At 73.0% G+C, this 22,401-nt stretch carries 15 protein-coding genes; 9 read left to right on the forward strand and 6 right to left on the reverse strand.

Annotated features, from left to right (window positions below; all coding sequences use genetic code 11):
• Positions 1-42 precede the first annotated feature (42 nt).
• From ACH4EB_RS17045 to ACH4EB_RS17060, 4 genes are all read left to right on the forward strand, one after another.
• Positions 43-837, forward strand: coding sequence for a (Fe-S)-binding protein (locus ACH4EB_RS17045; RefSeq protein WP_398348306.1), 795 nt, complete (start codon positions 43-45; stop codon positions 835-837).
• Complete coding sequence (locus ACH4EB_RS17050) at positions 834-2,309, forward strand: lactate utilization protein B (RefSeq protein ID WP_398348307.1); 1,476 nt, start codon at positions 834-836, stop codon at positions 2,307-2,309. Before ACH4EB_RS17045 ends, ACH4EB_RS17050 begins: the two co-directional genes overlap by 4 nt.
• Entirely contained in the window at positions 2,306-2,950 is a 645-nt protein-coding gene (locus ACH4EB_RS17055) for a lactate utilization protein C (protein ID WP_398348308.1), read from the forward strand. The genes ACH4EB_RS17050 and ACH4EB_RS17055 overlap by 4 nt, the downstream gene beginning before the upstream one ends.
• 109 nt (positions 2,951-3,059) lie before the next feature.
• A complete protein-coding gene (locus ACH4EB_RS17060; protein ID WP_398348309.1) occupies positions 3,060-6,242 on the forward strand; it encodes a glycoside hydrolase family 2 TIM barrel-domain containing protein in 3,183 nt (1,060 codons plus the stop codon).
• A 31-nt stretch (positions 6,243-6,273) separates the two neighbouring features.
• Here ACH4EB_RS17060 and ACH4EB_RS17065 read toward each other — a convergent pair whose 3' ends face one another.
• The 4 genes from ACH4EB_RS17065 to ACH4EB_RS17080 all read right to left on the reverse strand — a co-directional run bounded on the left by ACH4EB_RS17065 (position 6,274) and on the right by ACH4EB_RS17080 (position 10,381).
• Positions 6,274-7,263 (reverse strand): hypothetical protein, encoded by a 990-nt coding sequence (locus tag ACH4EB_RS17065; RefSeq protein ID WP_398348310.1) that lies wholly within the window; start codon positions 7,261-7,263, stop codon positions 6,274-6,276.
• Between the two features lie 349 nt (positions 7,264-7,612).
• The gene (locus ACH4EB_RS17070; RefSeq protein ID WP_398348312.1) at positions 7,613-8,035 is read right to left on the reverse strand and encodes an ASCH domain-containing protein; all 423 of its coding nucleotides are present in this window, start codon (positions 8,033-8,035) and stop codon (positions 7,613-7,615) included.
• Positions 8,036-8,078: 43 nt separating this feature from the next.
• Positions 8,079-8,483: a hypothetical protein gene (locus ACH4EB_RS17075; RefSeq protein ID WP_398348313.1), complete on the reverse strand. Its 405-nt coding sequence runs from the start codon at positions 8,481-8,483 to the stop codon at positions 8,079-8,081.
• A 41-nt stretch (positions 8,484-8,524) separates the two neighbouring features.
• Positions 8,525-10,381 (reverse strand): ABC transporter ATP-binding protein, encoded by a 1,857-nt coding sequence (locus ACH4EB_RS17080; protein WP_398348314.1) that lies wholly within the window; start codon positions 10,379-10,381, stop codon positions 8,525-8,527.
• A 94-nt stretch (positions 10,382-10,475) separates the two neighbouring features.
• Between ACH4EB_RS17080 and ACH4EB_RS17085 the strand changes: the two genes are divergently transcribed.
• From ACH4EB_RS17085 to ACH4EB_RS17095, 3 genes are all read left to right on the forward strand, one after another.
• Entirely contained in the window at positions 10,476-10,937 is a 462-nt protein-coding gene (locus ACH4EB_RS17085; RefSeq protein ID WP_398348315.1) for a MarR family winged helix-turn-helix transcriptional regulator, read from the forward strand.
• A gap of 76 nt (positions 10,938-11,013) precedes the next feature.
• A complete protein-coding gene (locus ACH4EB_RS17090) occupies positions 11,014-13,971 on the forward strand; it encodes an FAD-binding and (Fe-S)-binding domain-containing protein (protein WP_398348317.1) in 2,958 nt (985 codons plus the stop codon).
• A gap of 255 nt (positions 13,972-14,226) precedes the next feature.
• Positions 14,227-15,702: a Gfo/Idh/MocA family protein gene (locus ACH4EB_RS17095; RefSeq protein WP_398348318.1), complete on the forward strand. Its 1,476-nt coding sequence runs from the start codon at positions 14,227-14,229 to the stop codon at positions 15,700-15,702.
• A 189-nt stretch (positions 15,703-15,891) separates the two neighbouring features.
• Here the strand turns inward: ACH4EB_RS17095 and ACH4EB_RS17100 are convergent, their stop codons facing one another.
• Entirely contained in the window at positions 15,892-16,572 is a 681-nt protein-coding gene (locus ACH4EB_RS17100; protein ID WP_398348319.1) for a L,D-transpeptidase family protein, read from the reverse strand.
• Positions 16,573-16,891: 319 nt separating this feature from the next.
• Between ACH4EB_RS17100 and ACH4EB_RS17105 the strand changes: the two genes are divergently transcribed.
• Entirely contained in the window at positions 16,892-18,730 is a 1,839-nt protein-coding gene (locus ACH4EB_RS17105; protein WP_398348320.1) for an ABC transporter transmembrane domain-containing protein, read from the forward strand.
• Positions 18,727-20,508 (forward strand): ABC transporter ATP-binding protein, encoded by a 1,782-nt coding sequence (locus ACH4EB_RS17110; RefSeq protein WP_398348321.1) that lies wholly within the window; start codon positions 18,727-18,729, stop codon positions 20,506-20,508. The genes ACH4EB_RS17105 and ACH4EB_RS17110 overlap by 4 nt, the downstream gene beginning before the upstream one ends.
• A gap of 300 nt (positions 20,509-20,808) precedes the next feature.
• Here ACH4EB_RS17110 and ACH4EB_RS17115 read toward each other — a convergent pair whose 3' ends face one another.
• Entirely contained in the window at positions 20,809-22,353 is a 1,545-nt protein-coding gene (locus ACH4EB_RS17115; protein ID WP_398348322.1) for an FG-GAP-like repeat-containing protein, read from the reverse strand.
• Positions 22,354-22,401 lie beyond the last annotated feature (48 nt).

The raw sequence follows: 22,401 nt of genomic DNA on the forward strand, positions 1-22,401 counted from the left end.
GCCCGCCGCCAGCGGTCACGGCAGCCGAAAGGAGATGGCAACGTGCGCGTAGCACTGTTCGTCACCTGCGTCAACGACACGCTCTACCCGGATACCGGCCGGGCAGTGATCACACTGCTGGAACGCCTCGGGGTCGAGGTGGGATTCCCCGAGGAGCAGAGTTGCTGTGGCCAGCCGCAGTTCAACACCGGTTACCGGCATCTGACGGAGCCGCTGGTGCGCCGCTTCGACCGGGCCTTCGCCGACTACGACTACGTGGTCACCCCCTCCGGTTCGTGCGCGGCGATGGTGCGGGACAACTACCCGCGGATCGCGGCGAAGGCCGCGGCCGAGGGACGCGACGGGCGGGAACTGACGCGGGCCGCGGGGCGCGCCGTGCCGAAGACGTACGAACTGACCGAGTTCCTGGTCGATGTGCTGAAGGTGACGGACGTGGGCGCGTACTACCCGCACACCGTCACCTACCACCCCACCTGCCACGGCCTGCGGATGCTGGGCCTGGGCGACCGGCCGCGCCGGCTGCTGGAGCACGTACGGGGGCTGGAGCTGCGGGAGCTGCCGGGCGCCGAGGAATGCTGCGGATTCGGCGGCACCTTCGCGGTGAAGAACCCGGCGGTGTCGGCCGCGATGGGCGCCGACAAGGCCCGGGCGATCCGGGAGACGGGCGCGGAGGCGGTCTGCACGGTCGACAATTCCTGCCTGCTGCACATCGGCGGCACGCTCCGGCGGCAGGGCGCGGCGGCCCGGCCGGTGCACATCGCGGAGATCCTGGCCGCCACGGAGGCCGACGCACGGCAGCCGGCCGGCGCCGCCGCCTCGGAAGGGAGCCCACGGTGAACGGTACGTACCTCGGCATGCCCGCGTTCCCCGCGGCCGCCGCGTCCTCCGCCCAGGACGCACGGCTGCGCGGCAATCTGCGCCACGCCACCCACACCATCCGCGACAAACGGGCCAAGGCGGTGGGGGAACTGGCCGACTGGGCGCGGCTGCGGGCGGCGGGCGCCGCCGTCAAGGACCGTACGCTGCGCCACCTCGACCACTACCTGGAGCGGCTTGAGGAGTCGGTGACGGCCGCCGGCGGGCAGGTGCACTGGGCGGCGGACGCCGCCGAGGCCAACGCCATCGTCGCCCGGCTGGTACGGGAGACCGGCGAGCGCGAGGTCGTCAAGGTCAAGTCGATGGCGACCCAGGAGATCGGGCTGAACCGGGCGCTTGCCGAGGCGGGCATCAGCGCGTACGAGACGGACCTGGCGGAGCTGATCGTGCAGCTCGGCGACGATCTGCCGTCGCACATCCTGGTGCCCGCGATCCACCGCAACCGGGGCGAGATCCGGGACATCTTCCGCGAGCGGATGGGCCGTTGGGGCCGCCCGGCGCCGGACGGGCTCTCGGACGAGCCGGCCGAGCTGGCGGAGGCGGCGCGGCTGCACCTGCGCGAGAAGTTCCTGACCGCGAAGGTCGGCGTCTCGGGCGCCAACTTCATGGTGGCCGACACCGGCACGCTGGTGGTCGTGGAGTCCGAGGGCAACGGCCGGATGTGCCTGACCCTCCCGGAGACGCTGATCTCCGTCGTCGGCATCGAGAAGGTGGTGCCGACCTGGCAGGACCTGGAGATCTTCCTCCAGCTCCTGCCCCGGTCCTCGACCGCCGAGCGGATGAACCCGTACACCTCGATGTGGACCGGCACGACGGACGGGGACGGCCCGCGCACCTTCCACCTCGTGCTGCTGGACAACGGGCGTACCGACACCCTCGCCGACCCGGTCGGCCGTCAGGCGCTGCGCTGCATCCGCTGTTCGGCCTGCCTGAACGTGTGCCCGGTGTACGAGCGGGCCGGCGGGCACGCGTACGGCTCGGCCTACCCCGGTCCGATCGGCGCGATCCTCACCCCGCAACTGCGCGGTACGGAGAGCGCGCTGGACGCCTCGCTGCCGTACGCGTCGTCGCTGTGCGGCGCCTGCTACGAGGTGTGCCCGGTGGCCATCGACATCCCGGAGGTGCTGGTGCATCTGCGGGAGCGGGTGGTGCAGGGCGGCCGGGTGACGCGGCGCGGCGTGAAGACCGTCGTCAAACCGGCCAAGGGCCATGCCGCGGAGCGTGCCGCGATGCGCGCGGCGGGGTTCGCGTTCGACCACCCGGGGGTGCTGCGTACGGGGCAGCGGCTGGCGGCCCGCACCCGGCGGCTGCATCCGCGCCGGCTGCCGGGCCCGGGGCGCGCCTGGTCGGACACCCGGGACCTGCCGCCGGTACCGGCCGAGTCCTTCCGGGACTGGTGGCGGCGTACGCGTGGAGAGGAGCGGGAGAAGTGAGCAGCCGTGATGTGGTGCTGGCGCGGGTGCGCCGGGCGCTGGCGGACGTACCGCGCGAGGAGCGGCCGGAGGACTCGCCGGTGGCGCGCGACTACCTGCGCGAGCACGGCTCCCGTACGGCCGAGGAGACCGTGGCGCTGCTGGCGGAGAACCTCGCGGAGTACCGGGCCCTGGTGCACCACAGCGACGCGGACGGCCTGGCGACGCTGATCACGCGCCTGCTGGACGAGCACGGTGCGCGGCGGGTGCTCGTACCGCCGGGTCTGGAGCCGTGGTGGACGGCCGCCGCCGGTCCCACCCGTGTCGAGGACCGGGCGGCGGGCACCGCGCGGGAACTGGACGCGGTGGACAGTGTCGTCACCGGCTGCGCGGTGGCCGTCGCCGAGACCGGGACGATCGTGCTGGACGGCTCGCCCGACCAGGGGCGCCGCCGGATCACGCTCGTCCCCGATCACCACATCTGTGTCGTGCGCGTACCCGACCAGGTCGTCGGCTCGGTGCCGCAGGCGCTCGAACGCCTGGACCCGACGCGGCCACTGACGTGGATCTCGGGTCCGTCGGCGACCAGTGACATCGAGCTGGACCGGGTCGAGGGAGTGCACGGGCCGCGGAAGCTGGAGGTCGTGCTGCTCTCGGAGTGACGGGCGGGGCCGGTGCCCGGGGCGGGAAGTGGCGTGCGGAAGTCTTGTGCTGTGCACCGCATGTGTTCGACCCTGACGCTTCCTGTTGCCTTACGTTCGGAGCTGTCTCATGAACGTACGCCGCATCAACCGCCGGTCGTTCCTCGCCACCGGCGCCGCGCTGGCCGGGTGGGCAGCGTTCTGCGCCCGGAAACGCTCCTTCGCCGCCACCGCTGCCGCCCCCGGCACCGAGTGGGACGCCGCCCCACGGGTCTTCCAGGTCAACCGGGAACCGGCCCGTGCCCGCCTCGTCCCCTACGGAGACGTCCGGGCGGCGCGTACCGGAAGGTTCGACGCGTCCCCGTACTACCGTTCGCTCAACGGCAGTTGGCGCTTCCACTGGTCGAAGAACCCCGACGAGCGGCCCCGCGACTTCTTCGCGCCGCAGTACGACGACAGCGGCTGGGACCACATCACCGTGCCCTCCAACTGGGAGATCGAGGGCTATCCGGAGCCGATCTACCTCAACGTCAAGTACCCGTGGATCGGTTACGAGGACCCGCGGCCACCGCACGTCCCGCACGGCTTCAACCCCGTCGGCTCCTACCGGCGCGCCTTCACCGTGCCCGGTGACTGGGACGGCCGCCGCACCCTGCTCTCCTTTCAGGGCGTGAAGTCGGCGTTCTTCGTGTGGGTCAACGGCGAGCGGGTCGGCTACAGCGAGGACAGCTACACCCCGGCCGAGTTCGACATCACCGAGCGGCTGCGTCCCGGCCCGAACGTGCTGGCCGTCGAGGTCTACCGGTGGTCCGACGGCAGTTGGCTGGAGGATCAGGACATGATCGACCTGTCCGGGATCTTCCGCGACGTGTACCTGTACTCCATCGCGCCGGTGCACCTCCAGGACCTGCACGTCCGCACCGGCCTGGACGCCGCCTGCCGCGACGCGGAGCTGACCGTCGCCGCCACGGTACGCAACCGGGGCGCGGCAGCGGCGGGCGAACACCGGCTCAGAGCGGAGCTGTACGACGGGCGGGGGCGGCCGGCGCTGCCCGCACCGCTGACCGCGACGGTCCGCTTCACCGCCGGGCAGGACGCCACGGTCGCGCCGCAGGCCACCGTCCGGGCCCCGGACCTGTGGTCCGCCGAGGCCCCGCACCTCTACCGGCTCGTCCTGACCCTCACCGACCCGGCGGGCCGCACCGTCGACGTCCAGAGCACCCGGGTCGGCTTCCGCTCCGTCGCGTACGGGCCCGGCAAGCTCACCGTCAACGGCCGGCCCGTCGTCTTCCGCGGCGTCAACCGGCACGAGACCGACCCCGACCGCGGGCAGGCCGTCCCCGAGGAGCGGATGCTCCAGGACATCCGCATCATGAAGCAGCACAACATCAACGCCGTCCGCACCTCCCACTACCCCGCCGACCAGCGCTGGCTGGAGCTGTGCGACGAGTACGGCCTGTACGTCGTCGGCGAGGCCAACCTGGAGTCGCACGGGGTACGCGACTGGCTGCCCGGCAGCCTGCCGGCGTGGACGGGCGCCTGCCTGGACCGGATGCGGTCGATGGTCGAACGGGACAAGAACCACCCGTCGGTCGTGGTGTGGTCACTGGGCAACGAGGCGGGCCAGGGCCTCAACTTCGTGGCAATGGCCGACTGGACGCGCCGCCGCGACCCGTCCCGGCCGCTGCACTACGAGGGCATGAACGCGGTCGCCGACATCGAGAGCCGGATGTACAGCACGCCGGACGAGGTGGAGCGCTACGGGAAGTCCGGCAACCCCAAACCGTTCATCCTGTGCGAGTACGCGCACTCCATGGGCAACAGCACCGGCAACTTCCAGGAGTACTGGGACGTCTTCGAGCGCTACCCCAACCTGCACGGCGGCTTCATCTGGGACTTCGTCGACCAGGCCATCCGCCTTCCGGTCCCCGGCGACCCGCACCGCACATACCTGTCCTACGGCGGCGACTGGCACCCCGGCTACCCCACCGACTGGAACTTCAGTTGCAACGGCATCGTCGCCGCCGACCGCACGCCGCACCCGGCCGTCCACGAGGTCAAGAAGGTCTACCAGACCGTCCGGGCGGCCGCCGCGGACCTCGCCGCCGGCACGGTACGGATCACCAACCGGCAGCTCTTCCTGAGGCTGGACGCTTACGAGCTGCGCTGGGAGGTCACCCGCGACGGCGAACGCGTCCAGCACGGCACGCTCCCCGCGCCGGAGGCCGCGCCGGGCCGGGAAGCAACCGTACGGATTCCCTTCACTCGACCCGAACGGCCCGCCCCGGGCGCCGAGTACTGGCTGAACCTGTCCTTCGTACTGCGGCAGGCCACCCGGTGGGCGGACGCGGGCCACAGCGTCGCCGCCGAACAGCTCGCGCTCCCCTGGCACACCCCCGCGCCCACCGACCCCTCCCCCGCCGGGCTGCCGCCCCTGGAACTCACCGAGTCGGACCGCTCCGTCACAGTCGGCGGCCGCGACCTCGAACTCGTCCTCGACAAGGCGAGCGGCACCCTGACCGCCTACCGCCACCGCGGCCGGGCACTGCTGACCGCCGGGCCGGTGCCCAACTTCTGGCGCGGGCCCACCGACAACGACATCGGCCGGGGCGCGCACACCACCCTGCGCACCTGGCGCGCGGCAGGCGCCGAACGGACCGTGACACAGGTGAAAGCCGCACAGCCGTCCGCCTCCGAGGTGACCATCGAGGTCTCGGCCACCCTGCCCACCAGTCCCGCCGCCTCCCGGTGGAACACCGTCTTCACCGTACGCGGCGACGGCGAGGTGCGGATACGGCACACCCTGACGCCGGGCGCCGGGCTGCCCGACCTGCCCGTGGTGGGCGCGCTGCTGACCGTCCCGGCCGGGCTGGAGACCTTCGCCTGGCACGGGCGCGGACCGCACGAGAACTACTGGGACCGGCACACCGCGGCCTTCGTCGGCCGCTACCGCACCAGTGTCGACGCCCAGTTCGGCAACTACGTCCGGCCCCAGCAGACCGGCAACGTGACCGACGTGCGCAGCGCCTCGCTCACCGGCCGCGACGGTACGGGGCTGGCCGTCCGCGCGGAGCCGGGCGACGGCGCGCCGCTGCTGGAGCTGAGCGCCCTGCACCAAGCGCCGTCCGACCTGGAGAGCGAGCGGCACGAGCATCCGTACGAGCTGAAGCGGCGCCCCGAGACGGTGCTCGGCGTCAACCACCGGCAGATGGGTGTCGGCGGGAACGACTCGTGGGGCGCGCCGCCGCTGGAGAAGTACCTGCTGCACGCCGACCGGGTCTACAGCTACGCGTACCGGCTGCGGCCGGTGTGACCCCCGGTGCCCCCGCTCCGGTGGGGGCACCCTATTCGTACATGACGTACTCGGGCTGTGGCCGCAGCGCCAGGACCTCCTTGTGGGTCATCAGACGGCTGCCCTGGGTGTCCTCGTCGTAGAAGAGCTTGAAGCCGGTGTGCATCCCGTGGGGCAGGTTCCTGACGAGGTCCTGCCAGGTGCCGCGCTTCAGCCCGGGGGAGCCGATGCCGTCGGCGCACTTGATGGCGGCGACGCCGGGCTGCGGCCGGAAGGCGTGCTGGTCCTCGACCACCGACGTCGCCACCTGGTGGAAGACGAAGGCCTTCTCGGGCAGCTCGTGCTCGCGGACCAGGCCGGAGAGGTAGCGGGCGATGCCGGTGAGTTCGCCGCCGTCGGTGCTCCCGTAGGTGTCGCCCGGCTTCTCGCCGGGGCCCATCTCCCACTCGGGGTCCAGGGCGATGCCCACGTCCGGGTGCACCAGCCACTCGCGCAGCGCCTTGACCTCGCCCAGGGCCGAGGCGCGGCCCGGCTGGATGTTCAGGAGCAGCAGCGCGCGGTGTCTGCGGGCCGCTTCGTGGAAGCGGCGGATGGTGTCGGCGGAGGTACGGGAGCGATAGGTCCCGTCGGGGCCCGCGCTGGAGTTGGCCACCACCGCCAGCAGTTCCAGGACGGGCAGCGGCTCGCGGTCGGTGGCGTAGGTCTGCGCGAGTTTCTCGATCTCGCGGGCGCGCTCGTCCGGGTCTCCGGTGCCGAGGCGGCCGAGCGCGGCGGCTCCGGGCAGTCCGCAGTAGCCGGTGAGCCGGTGCCGGGGGAACAGTTCCCGGCCGCCGCGCGGAAGCTGGGGGCGCTTCTTGGCCGGCTTCGGCGAGGGGGTGGCGGTCCGGCCGCCAGGGGTACCCGAGGTCCGGGGCGGTGCCGCGTCGCGGGGTGCCGCGTCGCTGTCCGCCGTTTCCGCGCAGGCGGTGAGGAGGCCGAGGCCGGCCGCCGCGGTGGCGGCCAGGGCGCTGCGGCGGCCCAGTTCGGATGCGCTGTCGAGCACGTCGCCTCCGTGTGTCCGTGAGGGTGAGGGTGGGGGGTCGGTGGGGGTATCGGGGCCTGGGTGATGTCCGGTGGGTGTGCCGTTCGCCTTGCCGGGTCCGACCGGGTGAAACGCCACTCGGCATGCTGTCCGGTCGCTCATGATCAAGATTGCGCCAATTCCGACCACCGGACGGGCCGGTCCTGGCCGCGGCCGGACCCTGCCGTTGGTAGGCACCCGACGCGTACGCACCCCAGAGGGCTGGGTGCCCCCCGCCGGCTGACCTTCGCCGGGGGGCCGAGACCGTCCGGATCACGGCGGGCGACGAGGTCCGGAGCGACGCGGCCGAGCCGTCGGTGGCGCCCGTCGCCTACAGGCGCTCGACGACCCGGAAGCGCTCGGTCACGACCTGGGTGTCGTCGTCGACGCGGAACTCCGGGTCGCCGAGGGCCTCGCGCATCTCCGGGCCGTGCCAGAAGCTCTCGTGATCGGCCCGCCAGTCGGCCACGGTCGCGTTGCCCTCGCCCTCGTCCACGGCGTGCCGCAGGTCCACGTCGGCCAGCCGCAGCACCCGTACCTCCGTCACCTCGATGACGGCGACGGGGCGGCCGTCGGAGTCGGGGACCCGGTAGCGCTCGCCGGTGCGCGGCAGCGGGTCGCCCGCGCGCTCGTAGTCCGCCAGCAGGCCCGTCGTGGTGGTCTTGGCGCCGGAGAGAACGGCGGCGACGAGCCGGTCCCGCAACGGGCCCGGAAAGGCGAACTCGAAGGCGGGCAGGTCTTGGTGGGAGGGCATACGGCTCACCCTAGAGGCGCTCCGCGCGGGGCACCCGCGCTTTTCAGGGGCGGTCGTGCCGCCTTCCGGCTGCCGGGCGGGCGGCGCGTGCCGCGTGCAGGGTCCGGACCTTCATGGGCAGTTGGAGCGGCAGGCGGCCGTAGGCGACGGCCTTGAGGGGCGCGGGGCGGTGGCGCCAGTCGCGGACCATCTTGATGTTGGCGGGGAAGACGGCGGCGAACAGGCCGGCGGCGGCCAGTGCGCCGGCCCGGCGGGTGCGCGGCAGGGCGACCGCGGCGAGTTCCGCGGCGCCGCTGACGTACGTCCAGGTGCGGGCGGTGCCCGGCAGCGCGCGGGGCACGATCGCGTCGAACGGCCCGGGGGCGAGGAAGTGGAGCGCCCCCATGCCGCCGGGCATCCGGGCCGGCGTCAGGGCGGAACGGTCCGCGGTGCGGTCGGCGGCTGCCACAGGGCGCTCCCCGGGCCGGTCCGGTGCGGTCGGGGCCGACCTCACCCGCGGGTCAGGTCGGCGGACAGGGGCTGATCACCGTTGGGGGCGAGGTGTGCGTCACGCTTCACCAGGCCCGCGTAGCGGCCGCCGGCGGCGAGGAGTTCGTCGTGGGTGCCGCGTTCGGCGATCCGGCCCGCGTCGAGGACGACGATCTGGTCGGCGTCGCGGACGGTGGACAGGCGGTGCGCGATGGTGATCGTCGTACGGCCCTTGGAGAGCGCGTCGACGGCCTGCTGCACCGCGTGTTCCGTCCGGGTGTCCAGCGCGCTGGTGGCCTCGTCGAGGACGAGGACGGGCGGGTCGCGCAGGATGGTCCGGGCGAGGGCCAGCCGCTGCTTCTCGCCGCCGGAGAAGCGGTGGCCGCGTTCGCCCACGAGGGTGGCGTAGCCGTCCGGGAGGCCCGCGATGTGGTCGTGGATCTGTGCCGCGCGGGCGGCGGCCTCCAGTTCCTCGTCGGTGGCGTCCGGCTTGGCGAAGCGGAGGTTGTCGGCGACGGAGGCGTGGAAGAGGTAGGTCTCCTGGGAGACCACGCCGACGGCCCGGGCGAGCGAGTCGAAGTCCAGGTCGCGCACGTCGGTGCCGTCCAGGGTGACCCGGCCCGCCGTCACGTCGTACAGCCGCGGCACCAGGTAGCTCAGGGTGCTCTTGCCGCTGCCGGTCGGGCCGACGACGGCCAGGCTGCTGCCGGCCGGGACGGTCAGGTCGATGTCGCGCAGGGTCGCCGGGGCGGGCGCGGCGCCGGTCTCGCGCTCCGGGTCGTCGTACGCGAACGTCACGTGCTCGAAGCGGACCTCGCCGCGCGGCTCGGCCAGGCGTACCGGGTGGGCCGGTTCGGTGATGGCCACCGGCAGGTCGAGGTATTCGAAGATGCGCTGGAAGAGCGCGACGGAGGTCTGCATCTGCACGCCGGTGGACAGCAGCGAGACGGTGGGGCGCAGCAGGCCCTGCTGGAGGGTGACGAAGGCGACGAGGGTGCCGATGGAGAAGGCCGGGCCGCCGAGCTGGAGGACGAGTCCGGCCGACCAGTAGATGACGGCGGGCATGGCGGCCATGACGATGCCGATGGTGGCCATCCGCCAGCGTCCGGCCATGTTGGCGCGGACCTCCAGGCCGACCAGCCGCTCGGACTCGGTGGCGAAGTTCGCCGTGAGGGAGTCGGCGCGGCCCATCGTGCGGCCGAGCAGGATGCCGCTGACCGACAGCGACTCGGTGACCATCGCGGACATCGCGGCCATCTGCTTCTGCCGCGCGGTGGTGATCCTCTTGCGTTCGTTGCCGACCCGGCGGCTGATCCAGACGAAGAGCGGGAGCAGCAGCAGGGAGACCAGGGTCAGCCGCCAGTCGAGGGCGAGCATGGCGACGACGGTGGCGACCACGGAGGTGAGGTTGGAGACCAGGGAGGTCGCGGTGGAGGTGACGGTGGCCTGCATGCCGCCGATGTCGTTGGCGATGCGGGACTGCACCTCGCCGGTGCGGGTGCGGGTGAAGAACGCCAGCGGCATCCGCTGGAGCTTGGCGTAGACGGCGGTGCGCAGGTCGTGCATGACGCGCTGGCCGACGGTGGTCGATATCAGGGTCTGCAGGACGCCGAAGACGCTGGTCAGCACGGCAGTGACGATCATGCCGGCGGCGAGCAGGGTCAGCAGGCCGGTCCGGCCCCGGGGGATCGCCACGTCCAGGACGGCGCGGAGCAGGAAGGGGGAGGCGACCGAGACCAGGGAGGAGGCGGCCACGAGCAGGCCCACCGTGGCCAGCCGGCCGCGGTAGGGGCGGAAGAGGGCGAGGATGCGCCGCACCTGGGCCGGCTGGGCCGGGTCCCGGGGCGGCGGGGTCCACTCGGGTTCGTCGGGGCGCATGGGCTCCTTCGGAGGGTTCGGGTGTCGGGTCCCGCCGAGCATAACCAATCGTTACCTATACTCACAATGAGCGTGGTCCTGATATCCTCCGGCCATGTCCTCCCCCGACCCGGCCACCACCGACCCCGACCTGGCGGAGCAGTTGGTGCGGCTCACCCGCCGGATGCACCGCGCGCAGAAACGGCACCTGGAGACCCTCGACATCGCGCTGACCCCCGCGCAGACCCGGCTGCTGCGCATCGTGGACCACTACCGCGACGGGACACCGCCCCGTATGGCCGACCTGGCCGCCCGCCTGGAGGTCGTCCCGCGGGCCGTGACGACACTGGTCGACGCGCTGGAGGCGAAGGACGCGGTCCGCCGGGTGCCCGACCCCGCCAACCGCCGCGTCGTACGGATCGAACTCACCGACACCGGCCGCTCGACGCTGCGCGCGTTGCGCAGCGCGCGCCGGGCCGCCGCACAGGACATCCTGGCGCCACTGACCGCCGAACAGCGGGACGTGCTCGGCGGCCTGTTGTCCACCCTGGTGGACGGAGCCGCCGCACGCTGCTGAAACACTGGACCGGGCGGCCGCGCCGGGCGCCGGAGCGCCGCCGGAGCGAGCCCGCGCAGACCGGAGGAGAGTCGTCATGCCCCTGCTGGAACCGAAGCCCGGGACCCTGCGGCCGGCCGCCACCGAAGGCCCGTACCACGACCGGGTGACCGACCGGCGGGCAGCCGGCACGCCGGAGCGGCTGCGCGACGACCTGACGGCACTGCTCGGCCCGGACAAGGTGCTGCACAGCGTCTCCGACCTGGTCCGGTACGCCTCCGACGCGAGCCCGTACCGCTTCGTGCCGCAGGTCGTCGTCCTGGCCGAGGACATCGACGACATCTCCGCGGTCTTCTCCTACGCGCACGGCAAGGGCCGCGACGTCGTCTTCCGGGCCGCCGGAACCTCGCTCAACGGCCAGGCCCAGGGCGAGGACATCCTCGTGGACGTACGCCGGCACTGGGCGGGCGTCGAGGTGCTGGACGACGGCGCCCGGGCCCGGATCCGGCCCGGCACCACGGTCGTCCGGGCCAACGCCGCGCTCGCCCGGTACGGCCGGATCCTCGGCCCGGACCCGGCCAGCGCCATCGCCTGCACGCTCGGCGGCGTGGTGGCCAACAACGCCTCCGGCATGACGGCGGGCACCACCCGCAACTCCTACCGGACGCTCGCCTCGGTCACCCTCGTCCTGCCCTCCGGGACGATCGTGGACACCGGCGACCCGGCCGCGGACGAGGAGCTGGCGCACGCCGAGCCCGCCCTGTGCGCGGGGCTGCTGGCGCTGAAGGCGGAGATCGAGGCGGACCGGGAGCTGGTGGCCCGGATCCGCGCCAAGTACGAGATCAAGAACACCAACGGCTACCGCCTGGACGCCTTCCTGGACGGCGCCACCCCCGTCCAGATCCTGCGCGGGCTGGCGGTGGGCTCCGAGGGCACCCTCGGCTTCATCGCCGAGACCGTCTTCGAGACGCTGCCGCTGAACCGCTGCACCTCCACCGCCCTGCTGTTCTTCCCGACGCTGAGCGCCGCGGCGGCCGCCGTGCCGCTGTTCACCGAGGCGGGCGCGATCGCCGTCGAGCTGATGGACGGCAACACGCTGCGCGCCTCGGTGAGCGTGTCCGGGGTGCCGGCCGACTGGGCGGAGCTGCCGAAGACGACCACCGCGCTGCTGGTCGAGTTCCGCGCCCCCGACGAGACGGCGCGGGCGGCGCAGGAGGAGGCCGCGCGGAAGGTGCTGGCAGGGCTGGAGCTGGTCGCCCCGGTCGCGTCCGTCACCAACGCGTTCACCCGGGACGCCGGGGTGATCGCCGGGTACTGGAAGGCCCGCAAGGCGTTCGTCACCGCGGTCGGCGGCTCCCGCCCGTCCGGTACGACACTGATCACCGAGGACTTCGCCGTACCGCCGTCCCGGCTCGCCGAGGCGTGCACGGCGCTGCTCGAACTCCAGGACCGGCACGGCTTCGACGCGGCGGTGGCGGGCCACGCGGCCCACGGCAACCTGCACTTCCTGCTCGCCTTCGACGCCGCCCGGCCCGCGGACGTGGAGCGCTACGCGGCCTTCATGGACGCGTTCTGCACGCTGACCGTCGAGCGCTTCGACGGCTCCCTGAAGGCCGAGCACGCCACCGGCCGCAACATCGCCCCGTTCCTGGAGCTGGAATGGGGGCCACGCGCCACCGAGCTGATGTGGCGCGTCAAGCAGACCGTGGACCCGCACGGCATCCTGGCCCCACGCGTCCTGCTCGACCGCGACCCGAAGGCGCACCTGCGCGGCCTGAAGACCATTCCGCGGGTCGAGGCGGTCGCCGATCCCTGCATCGAATGCGGCTTCTGCGAACCGACCTGCCCCAGCCAGGACCTCACCACGACACCGCGCCAGCGCATCGTGCTGCGCCGCGAGATGATGCGCCAGGCCCCGGCCTCGCCGGTCACCGGCGCCCTGCTGGACGCGTACGGCTACGACGCGGTGGACACCTGCGCGGGCGACTCGACCTGCAAGCTGGCCTGCCCGGTCGGCATCGACACCGGCGCGATGATGAAGGAGTTCCGGCACCGTCGCCACTCCCCCGGGGAAGAACGCGCGGCGGCGCTGACCGCCCGGCACTTCACGACGGTCGAGCGGTCGGCGCGGCTGGCGGTGGCCGCCGCCGCGAAGATCGGTGACCGGATCGGTGCGGGGCGCGCCGACCGGCTGCTGCAATCCCTGACGGGCGCCGCGCGCAAGGCCGTACGCCCCGATCTCGTACCGGAGTGGCTGCCGCGGATCCCCGGCGCGGCGGCCCGCGACCTGCCCGCCACCCGGCGGGTGGGCGCCGCCGCGGTCTACTACCCGGCCTGTGTGAACCGCATCTTCGGCGAACCGGACGGCTTCGACGGGCCGTCCCTGCCCGAGGCGGTCGTGGCGGTGTCCCGGCGCGCGGGCAAGCCGGTGTGGGTCCCGGACGACGTGACGGGCACCTGCTGCGCCACCATCTGGCACTCCAAGGGGTACGACGAGGGCAACGCGGTGATGGCCAACCGCATCGTCGAGGCCGCGTGGGGCTGGACGGCGGGCGGGCGGCTGCCGCTGGTCGTGGACGCCTCCTCGTGCACGCTCGGCCTCGCCCACGAGGTCGTGCCGTACCTCACCCCGGACAACCGGGAGCTGCACGCCGAGCTGACCGTCGTCGACTCGGTGGTGTGGGCCGCCGAGGAGCTGCTGCCGCACCTGGAGGTGCTGCGCACGGTCGGTTCCGCCGTGCTCCACCCGACGTGCTCCATGCGGCACCTGGGCGACGAGGCACAGTTGCGCGCGGTCGCCGAGGCGTGCGCGACGGAGGTGGTGGTCCCGGACGACGCGGGCTGCTGCGCCTTCGCGGGCGACCGCGGCATGCTGCACAAGGAGCTGACGGAGGCGGCGACCGCCAAGGAGGCGGCGGAGGTGACGTCCCGGCAGTTCGACGCGCACCTGTCGGCGAACCGGATGTGCGAGGTGGGGATGGACCACGCGACCGGCGGCCGGGGGTACTACTCGGCGCTGCTCGCCCTGGAGCGGGCGACGCGGCCGGAGGGGTGAGGGTTTGACGGTGGAGTGAGGGCCGCCGGAGGGTGATGGTCCGCCGGTTGGCCCGCCAAGAGCCGTCGCAAGGGTTTCCGTCGGCTTGCGCAAGAAACGGACTCCCCGCCGCCCCGGTCCGTACCAGGCAGTCCCTGGCCCTCCGCACAAAAGATCAGCCCCGGCGGCCCTCTTGTGCATCGAGCCGCACAACCGCCAAGGTCCTCAGCGAGGTTCACGCTTCCGCCACGCACCATCCGTTCTTTTGGAGGACCGATGAACGAGGCACCATCGCAGCGCCACGAGCCCCACGAGCACGACGGCCAGGAGACGGGCCACGGCCCCGAAGGAACCGGACCCACGCGGCGCTCCGTTCTGTGGACCGCCGGAGCGGCGGGAGCCGGCCTCGGCATCGGCGGGCTGGGCACGGGCAGCGCCGCCGCGGCCGGCGCGGGGCAGGGCGCGGCGGCGACGGCCGCCGGGGAGGCGGCGGCTCCCAAGGGCCGGCACAAGACCATGATCGGCGTACCGTTCGAAAGACGCGGCACGGTACGGATCGGCATCATCGGCCTGGGCAACCGCGGCATGGCCATGCTGCCCCTCTACCTCGCCATCCCGGGCGTGCGGGTGGTGGCGGTCTGCGACCCCGTCAAGGACAAGGCGGCGCGAGCGGTGCGGCTGGTCACCGCGGCCGGACAGCCCGCACCGGCCGTCTACACCAAGGGCGACCACGACTTCGAGAACCTCTGCGAGCGCGGCGACCTCGACTTCGTCTACATCGCCACCCCGTGGGACTGGCACTTCGAGATGGCCAAGGCTGCGCTGCTGGGCGGCAAGCACGCCGGTGTGGAATGCCCGGTGGCCATGCGCCTGGACGAACTCTGGGACCTGGTCGACCTCTCCGAACGCACCCGCCGCCACTGTATGCAGGTGGAGAACTGCTGCTACGGCCGCAACGAGATGCGCGTCCTGCGGATGGCGCACGCGGGCCGCTTCGGCAGGCTGCTGCACGCCGCCGGCGCGTACAACCACGACCTGCGTCAGTTGATGTTCGACCCGACGTACTACGAGGGCCCGTGGCGGCGGCTGTGGCACACCCGGCTGCGCGGCGACCTCTACCCCACCCACGGCTTCGGGCCGATCGCCAACTACATGGACGTCAACCGGGGCGACCGAGTGGTCCGGATATCCAGCTTCGGCACGCCCGCGCTGGGGCTCGCCGAGTACCGCGAGGAGCACATGCCGCCGGGCGACCCGAGCCGGCGGGAGACGTACATCAACAGCGACCGCACCTTCAGCCTCATCCAGACCGCCAAGGGCAGGGTGCTGCGGCTGGAGCACGACGTGTCCACGCCGCACCCGTACAGCCGCATCAACAGCCTCGGCGGCACCAAGGGCGTCTTCGAGGACTACCCGGAGCGGATCTACATCGAGCCCGACCAGAGCGACGACCAGTGGGGGGACTTCAGCCGGTACGCGGAGTGGGACCACTGGCTGTGGAAGGAGCACGCCGACCCGCCCGGCGGCCACGGCGGCATGGACTACATCATGCTGTACCGGCTCATGCAGTGCTTCCACCTCGGGCTCGTACCGGACTTCGACGTGTACGACGCGGCGGTCTGGAGCGCGCCGGTGCCGCTGAGCCACGCCTCGATCAGGGCGAAGGGCGAGCCGCAGGAGATCCCGGACTTCACCCGGGGGCTGTGGCGCAAGCCGCGGCAGGGGGTCGACTCCCCGAAGCCGACGGAGTGACGGGACGGGGCCGGGCGGGACTGATGCCCCATCCGGCCCCGGCACCGCGCGGCCCGTCCGGCCCCGGCCCCATGCGGCCCGTGCGGCCCCGGTTCGCCCCTGGCCCCATACGGTCCGTGCGGCTCCGGTCCGGCCCCGGCGTCGTGCGGACCGTCCGGGCGCCGGTTCGCCCCTGGCGTCGGGCGCGGTTCAGGCCGCGAGGTGCCCGGTGTCCCCCATGACCACGACGGGGTGCCACCGCGGATCGAGCGTGCGCAGCAGCGCGACCATGCCCGCCTTCGGGATGCTCACGCAGCCGGACGTGCCGCTGCCGTGGTCCAGGTGCAGCCAGATGCCGCCGCCCTTCTTCCGCCCCTGCGGCCGGGTCGGGTCCAGGGGCGTGGTGCCCTTGAGGCGGTTGTAGTCGATCGCGATGACATGGTCGAAGTCGTGCCGGGTCTTCTTCTCCCAGTACGGGGGCGGGGTGAAGGCCGACGAGTGGGTGTACGGCAGCTTCGCTCCCGGGTCGGGCAGCACGCCGCCCGCGTCGGAGAGCCCGAAGACACCGACCGGGCTGCGCAGATCGTCCTCGTGGTGGTCGGTGGTCCAGCCCTTCCTGCCGTTGTGCGCGGGCCAGGTCGCGGTGCGCTTCCAGCCCCGGGCCGCCTTCGTGTACAGGGCCAGCGTGGCGTCGGGCGAGTCGGCGCCCTTCCCGTACACCGCCACGACCTGCCGGGAGTCCTTGGGGATGCGCGAGCGGAGCTTCGCGCCCACGCCCGGGATGTGCTTCGTGTATCCGGTGGCCTCGGCGGTGCGGTCGCCGCGGCTCTTTCCTTCGTCCTCCGCCGGTCCGCCGCTCGCGCCGCAGCCTGCCAGCAGGACCAGTACCATCGTGGCCGGCGTCGCCCTTCGTACCATGCAGCACGCAGTTCGCATGACTCCCATGGTCGCATCCGGACGGCGCGTACGGACCGTCCGGCGGCGGCCCGTTGTGTGCGCCCCGCGCGGAAAACCGGTTGAACCAGGACGCCGTGACGCGCCAGTCTTCCATGGCTCTCCGAAGCCGCGTCCTTCCTCCCGCCCGCGCGCCCGTACGGCGCCCGGCACCGTCCCCACCACGATCACGGGCCGGCCGCCGGACACCGGCTTTCCGGCCACCCGGCCGTCCGTGGCCCCGAACCGCCGTCATCCGAACCGAACTTTGGACATCATGCACATTCGCGATCTTCCTCATGCCGATCCAGGAGTCCCGGACGTCCGCTCCGGCGGCCGCCTGCTCCGGTGGCTCTACCGGCAGCAGCTCGGCGGACAGACCAAGGCGTTGTGCTGGGGGCTGGTGCACACCGGTGGCGTGGCGTCCTTCCCCATCCCGGTGGGGCTCGCGGTGCAGGCCGTCGTGGACCGTTCCGGATCCGGACTGCTGCTCGCGGGCGGGCTGTTGCTGCTGCTCGGCGCCCTGGTCGCGGTCGGCGACGTGATGCTGCACCGCGCCGCGATCACCAACTGGATCACCTCGGTGGCCCGCCTCCAGCAACTGCTGGCCCGCAAGACCACGGAGCTGGGGTCCGCCATGACCCGGCGGGTCGCGGCCGGCGAGGTGGTCGCCGTGAGCACCGGCGACCTGGAGAAGATCGGCTGGTTCGTCGAGGCCGTCTCCCGGTTCGGGGCCGCGGCGCTGACCTCCGTGGGCGTCTGCGTGGCCCTGGTGGTCTACCAGCCGGCGCTGGGCGTGGTGGTGACCGTCGGCGTGCCCGTACTGGCACTGGCCGTACTGCCGCTGCTGCCGCCCGCCACCCGCCGCGCCGACGAACAGCGCGAGAAGGCGGGCCGGGCCACCGAACTGGCCTCCGACACCGTCGCGGGCCTGCGCGTCCTGCGCGGCATCGGCGGCGAGGAACTCTTCCTCGACCGCTACCGGCGCGCGTCCCAGGACGTCCGCCGGGCCGCCGTGCGCAGCGCCCGCATGTGGTCCATGATCTCCGCCGTCCAGGTCGTCCTGCCGGGGCTGCTCCTGATCGCCGTGGTCTGGTACGGGACCGGGCTCGCGCTCGACGGCCGGGTACGGGTCGGCGAACTGGTCACCGTCTACAGCGCGGTGACCTTCCTGCTCTACCCCTTGAGGCACTTCGAAGAGATCGCTATGGCCTACTCCTTCTCCAAGCCCTCGGCCCAGCGCACCGCGCGCGTCCTGGCGCTGAGCCGCCCCGCCGACGGACGGATCACCGGGCCCGAAACACTCGGCGGCGACCTGTACGACCCGGTCACCGGAGTGTGCGCGCCGAGCGGGCGGCTCACCGCCGTGGTGTGCGGCGACCCGGACGCGGCGGGGCGGCTCGCCGACCGGCTCGGCGGCCACCCCGCCGACGCGCCGGAAGGCACCCCGTCGGTCCTGCTGGGCGGCACCGCTCTGGACGACGTACCGCGCGCGGCCGCCCGGGGCGCCGTCCTCGTCCAGGACAAGGACCCGGTCCTGCTCTCCGGGACGCTCGGCGAGTTGCTGGACGTCCCGTCCTCCGGATCCGTACGGGCCGAGGACGCGCTGGCGGCGGCGCAGTGCGGCGACGTGCTGACCGCGCTGGCGCAGGGCTCGGCCGACAACTCCGGCGACCCGATGCGCACCCACATCACCGAGCGCGGCCGGTCCCTGTCGGGCGGACAGCGGCAGCGGCTGGCGCTGGCCAGGTCGCTGGTCACCGACCCCGAGGTGCTCATCCTGGACGAGCCGACCAGCGCCGTCGACTCGCACACCGAGGCCCGGATCGCGGACGGGCTGCGCGCCCTGCGCGCGGGCCGCACGACCGTGGTCCTGACCTCCAGCCCGCTGCTGCTGGACCGCGCCGAACGCGTGGTCTTCCTCGACGCGGACCGGGTCGCGGGCAGCGGCACCCACCGCGAACTGCTGCGCACCGACCCGGCGTACCGCGCCGTGGTCACCCGTGAGACCGACGAGGACGACGGGCCGGAGGCCGCTGCCCCGGCGGGCCGGGTCCCGTCCGGCCGCCCCTTCGCCCGTACCGGCAGCACCGACCAGATCGAGGAGAGCGCATGATCGGCCTGGCGCCACCGGAGTACGATCCGGACGCCCCGCGGACGGCCACGACCCTGCCGGTCGGCTCGCCCGCGACCGTCCGCGCCTACGTGGGCGGGCTGATCCGCCGACACCGGCGGGCCTTCGCCCTGCTGGTGACCGTGAACGCCGTCGCCGTGGTCGCCTCCATGGTCGGCCCGTACCTGCTGGGCGGACTGGTGGAGGAGCTGGGCGACGGCGCCCGCGATCTCCACCTGACGCGCGTCATCGGCCTGTTCGTCCTCGCGCTGGCCGTCCAGACCGTGTTCGTACGCCTGGTACGGCTGCGCGGCGCGATGCTCGGCGAACAGATGCTGGCCGACCTGCGCGAGGACTTCCTCGTCCGGTCCGTGGCCCTGCCGCCGGGCGTCCTGGAGCGGGCCGGGACCGGTGACCTGCTGTCCCGCATCACGACGGACATCGACCGGCTGTCCAACGCGATGCGCGAGGCCGTGCCGCAGTTGTCGATCGGCGTGGTCTGGATCGCGCTGCTGCTCGGCGGCATGACCGTCACCGCGCCCCCGCTGGCGCTGTCGGTCCTCGTCGGCCTGCCCGTGCTGCTCGTCGGCTGCCGCTGGTACTTCAAACGGGCCCCGCGGGCCTATCGCGCCGAGGCGGCCGGGTACGCCGCGGTCTCGGCCGCGCTGACCGAGTCGGTGGACGCGGGCCGCACCATCGAGGCACACCGGCTCGGCGAGCGGCGCATCAGGCTGTCCGAACGCCGGGTCCTGGAGTGGACCCGGTGGGAGCGGTACACGCTCTACCTCCGCTCGGTGCTCTTCCCGGTCGTCAACGTGACGCATGTGCTGATCCTGGCTTCGGTGCTGCTGCTCGGCGGCCTGTTCGTACTGCGCGGCTGGCTCACACCCGGCCAGTTGACGACGGGGGCGCTGCTCGCGCAGATGATGAGCGAGCCCGTGTCGATGATCCTGCGCTGGTACGACGAACTCCAGATCGCCCAGGTCTCCATCGCGCGCCTGGTGGGCGTACGGGAGATCGAGCCGGAAGCCACCGACGAGCGGGCCCGGCCGTCGGGCCGGGACGTGCGGGCGGACGACGTGCGGTTCGGCTACCGCGCGGGGGTCGACGTCCTGCACGACGTGTCGCTTCGGGTACGCCCGGGGACGCGGATGGCGCTGGTCGGGCCGTCCGGCGCGGGCAAGTCGACACTCGGGCGGCTGCTCGCCGGGATCTACGCCCCGCGCACCGGCGAGATCACGCTCGGCGGCGCCGAACTGTCCCGGATGCCCGCGGAGCGGGTGCGCGAGCATGTCGCGCTGGTCAACCAGGAGCACCACGTCTTCGTCGGATCACTGCGCGACAACCTCCTGCTGGCCCGTACGGACGCCGAGGACGCCGAACTGTGGGCCGCGCTCGGCGCGGTCGACGCGGACGACTGGGCACGGGCCCTGGAGGCGGGCCTGGACACCGAGGTCGGCTCGGGCGGCCACGCCCTCACCCCGGCCCAGGCCCAGCAGATCGCCCTGGCCCGGCTGGTGCTCGCCGACCCGCACACCCTCGTCCTCGACGAGGCGACCTCGCTGCTGGACCCCCGCGCGGCCCGGCACCTGGAACGCTCGCTGGGCCGGGTCCTGGACGGCCGTACGGTCGTGGCGATCGCACACCGGCTGCACACCGCGCACGACGCGGACGTGATCGCGGTGGTCGAGGAGGGCCGGATCAGCGAACTCGGCAGCCACCACGACCTGGTCGCCGCGGACGGCGCGTATGCGGCGCTGTGGCGGTCCTGGCACGGGTAGCGGCGCCGTTCGGGGAGCGGGCGGAACGGCCCGTTCCGGGAGAGGGTGAGAACGGCGGGCCGGGGGCCGGCTCGGTGACGTGGTGGCGGGCGGGGCCGGCGGGTGGCCCGCCCGCCACGCTCCGCTTTTCGTGCGGTCCATGACGCAGCCAGGGTGCGCCCGGGGCGCGCACGGTGGACGCCTCTCGCCACCGTGCGTGCCGCGGGCCGTGTGCCAGGGGCGGTCGACCAGGAGGGGCAGTCGGTCAAGGGGGCGGTCAGGGGGACGGTCGGCCAAGGGGTCGGTCAGGGGGGCGGTCGGTCAGGAAGTGGCGGACCACATGAGGGGGCCGGTGGTCAGTGGGCCCTTGCCGTCGCCGGTGTAGAGGCGCAGGTCTCCGTTGGCGCGGTGGGCGGCGATGTCGGTCTTGCCGTCACCGTCAAAGTCACCGCCCAGGACGGAGCGCATGGCGCCCCACGTCTTGTCGTGCCAGAGGTCGGGGCCGCGGGTGACGGTGCCCTGGGCGTTCCCGCTGTAGAGGCGCAGCCCGCCGTCGTAGGCGACCCCGGCGATGTCGTCCCGGCCGTCGCCGTCGAAGTCGCCGGTGGCCAGGCGCTTCATGCCGTCCCAGGTCTTGTCGTGCCACAGGTCGCGCCGGGCGCTGTCGAGGGTGCCGTCGGGAAGGGTGGTGTAGGCGTGCAGCGAGCCGTCACCCCACACCGCGGCCAGCCCGTCACGGCCGGAGGCGCCGGCACGGAAGCGCACGATGTGCCTCATCTTTCTCCAGGAGGTGTCGTGCCACAGGGGGCGGCGCGGGTTCAGGGTGCCGTCGGCTGACCCGGTGTGGAGGAAGAGCTGTCCGTCGCCCCGGAGAGCGATCAGGTCGGCGTTGCCGTCACCGTTGAAGTCACCTCCGATGATCTGCCGGTAACCCTTCCAGGTGCCGTCGTGGGCCCACAGCTCGCGGCCGTACCGCAGGGTGCCGTCCGGCTTGGTGGTGAAGGCGTGCAGGTTGCCGTCGTTCAGGACGGCCGCGATGTCGGTGCGGCCGTCGCCGTCGAAGTCGGCGGCCGCGATCACATCGCTGACATCCGCGATCTTCGTGGTCAGCCGCACCGTCTGGATCCAGTCGGCGATGTCGTCCGTACGGGACGCGACGGCGCCGTCGCGGGTTTCGTCCTCGTGACCGAAGCAGCCTTTGAACCACGACCGGCTGTTGACCCCGACGAGCTGGTAACGGCCGCCCTTCTCACGCCATACGGGCGCTCCGGCGTCCCCCTCGCACACGGCCGCCCCGTCGTCCTTGCCCGCGATGGTGACGGTGGTGTCCTTCAGGGGCTCCGTGGCGAAGCGCCCGTAGTGCAGGCGGTCGGGTACCCACGCGTCCTTGGTACGGCCATAGCCGCTGACGAAAACGTCCTCGTCCGGCAGCGGCCCCTCGGCCGTGACATCGACGGGCGCGATGCCGGTGACCGGCTTGGCCAGTCTGGCCATGACCAGGTCACGGTCGCCACGCGGGACGAGTTCCTCAATGGTCGTGACCGTGCCCCCGTCGTCGCTCGACAGATCGGCGCGCCCCACGATCGCGGTGGTCTTCATCTTGGGCGCCCCGGCAGGCACCTGCGGATTCTGCGCGGGGTTGTCGGCGAAACAACTGGCGGCGGTGACCAGCCACCGCTCGTCGACGAGCGCCGCCGAGCAATTGCGCTTGCCGCCGATGTCCAGCTTCGCGGTGAACGCCTGGGCACCGTCCTTGGCAGCAGGACCCACGACAGCGTCGGCGGGCCCCGCGGCCAGCATCCCTGCGACCATGGCGGCAGCGGGTATCCCCACGGCGAGACGGGCACGGGAGCGTCTGGAAGACATGACGTCCTTTCAGTTCTGTCCAGGGACGAGTGGGGCCCTGGCACAGCA

This window comes from Streptomyces sp. NPDC018045, from assembly GCF_044327445.1.
Classification (GTDB): Bacteria; Actinomycetota; Actinomycetes; order Streptomycetales; family Streptomycetaceae; genus Streptomyces.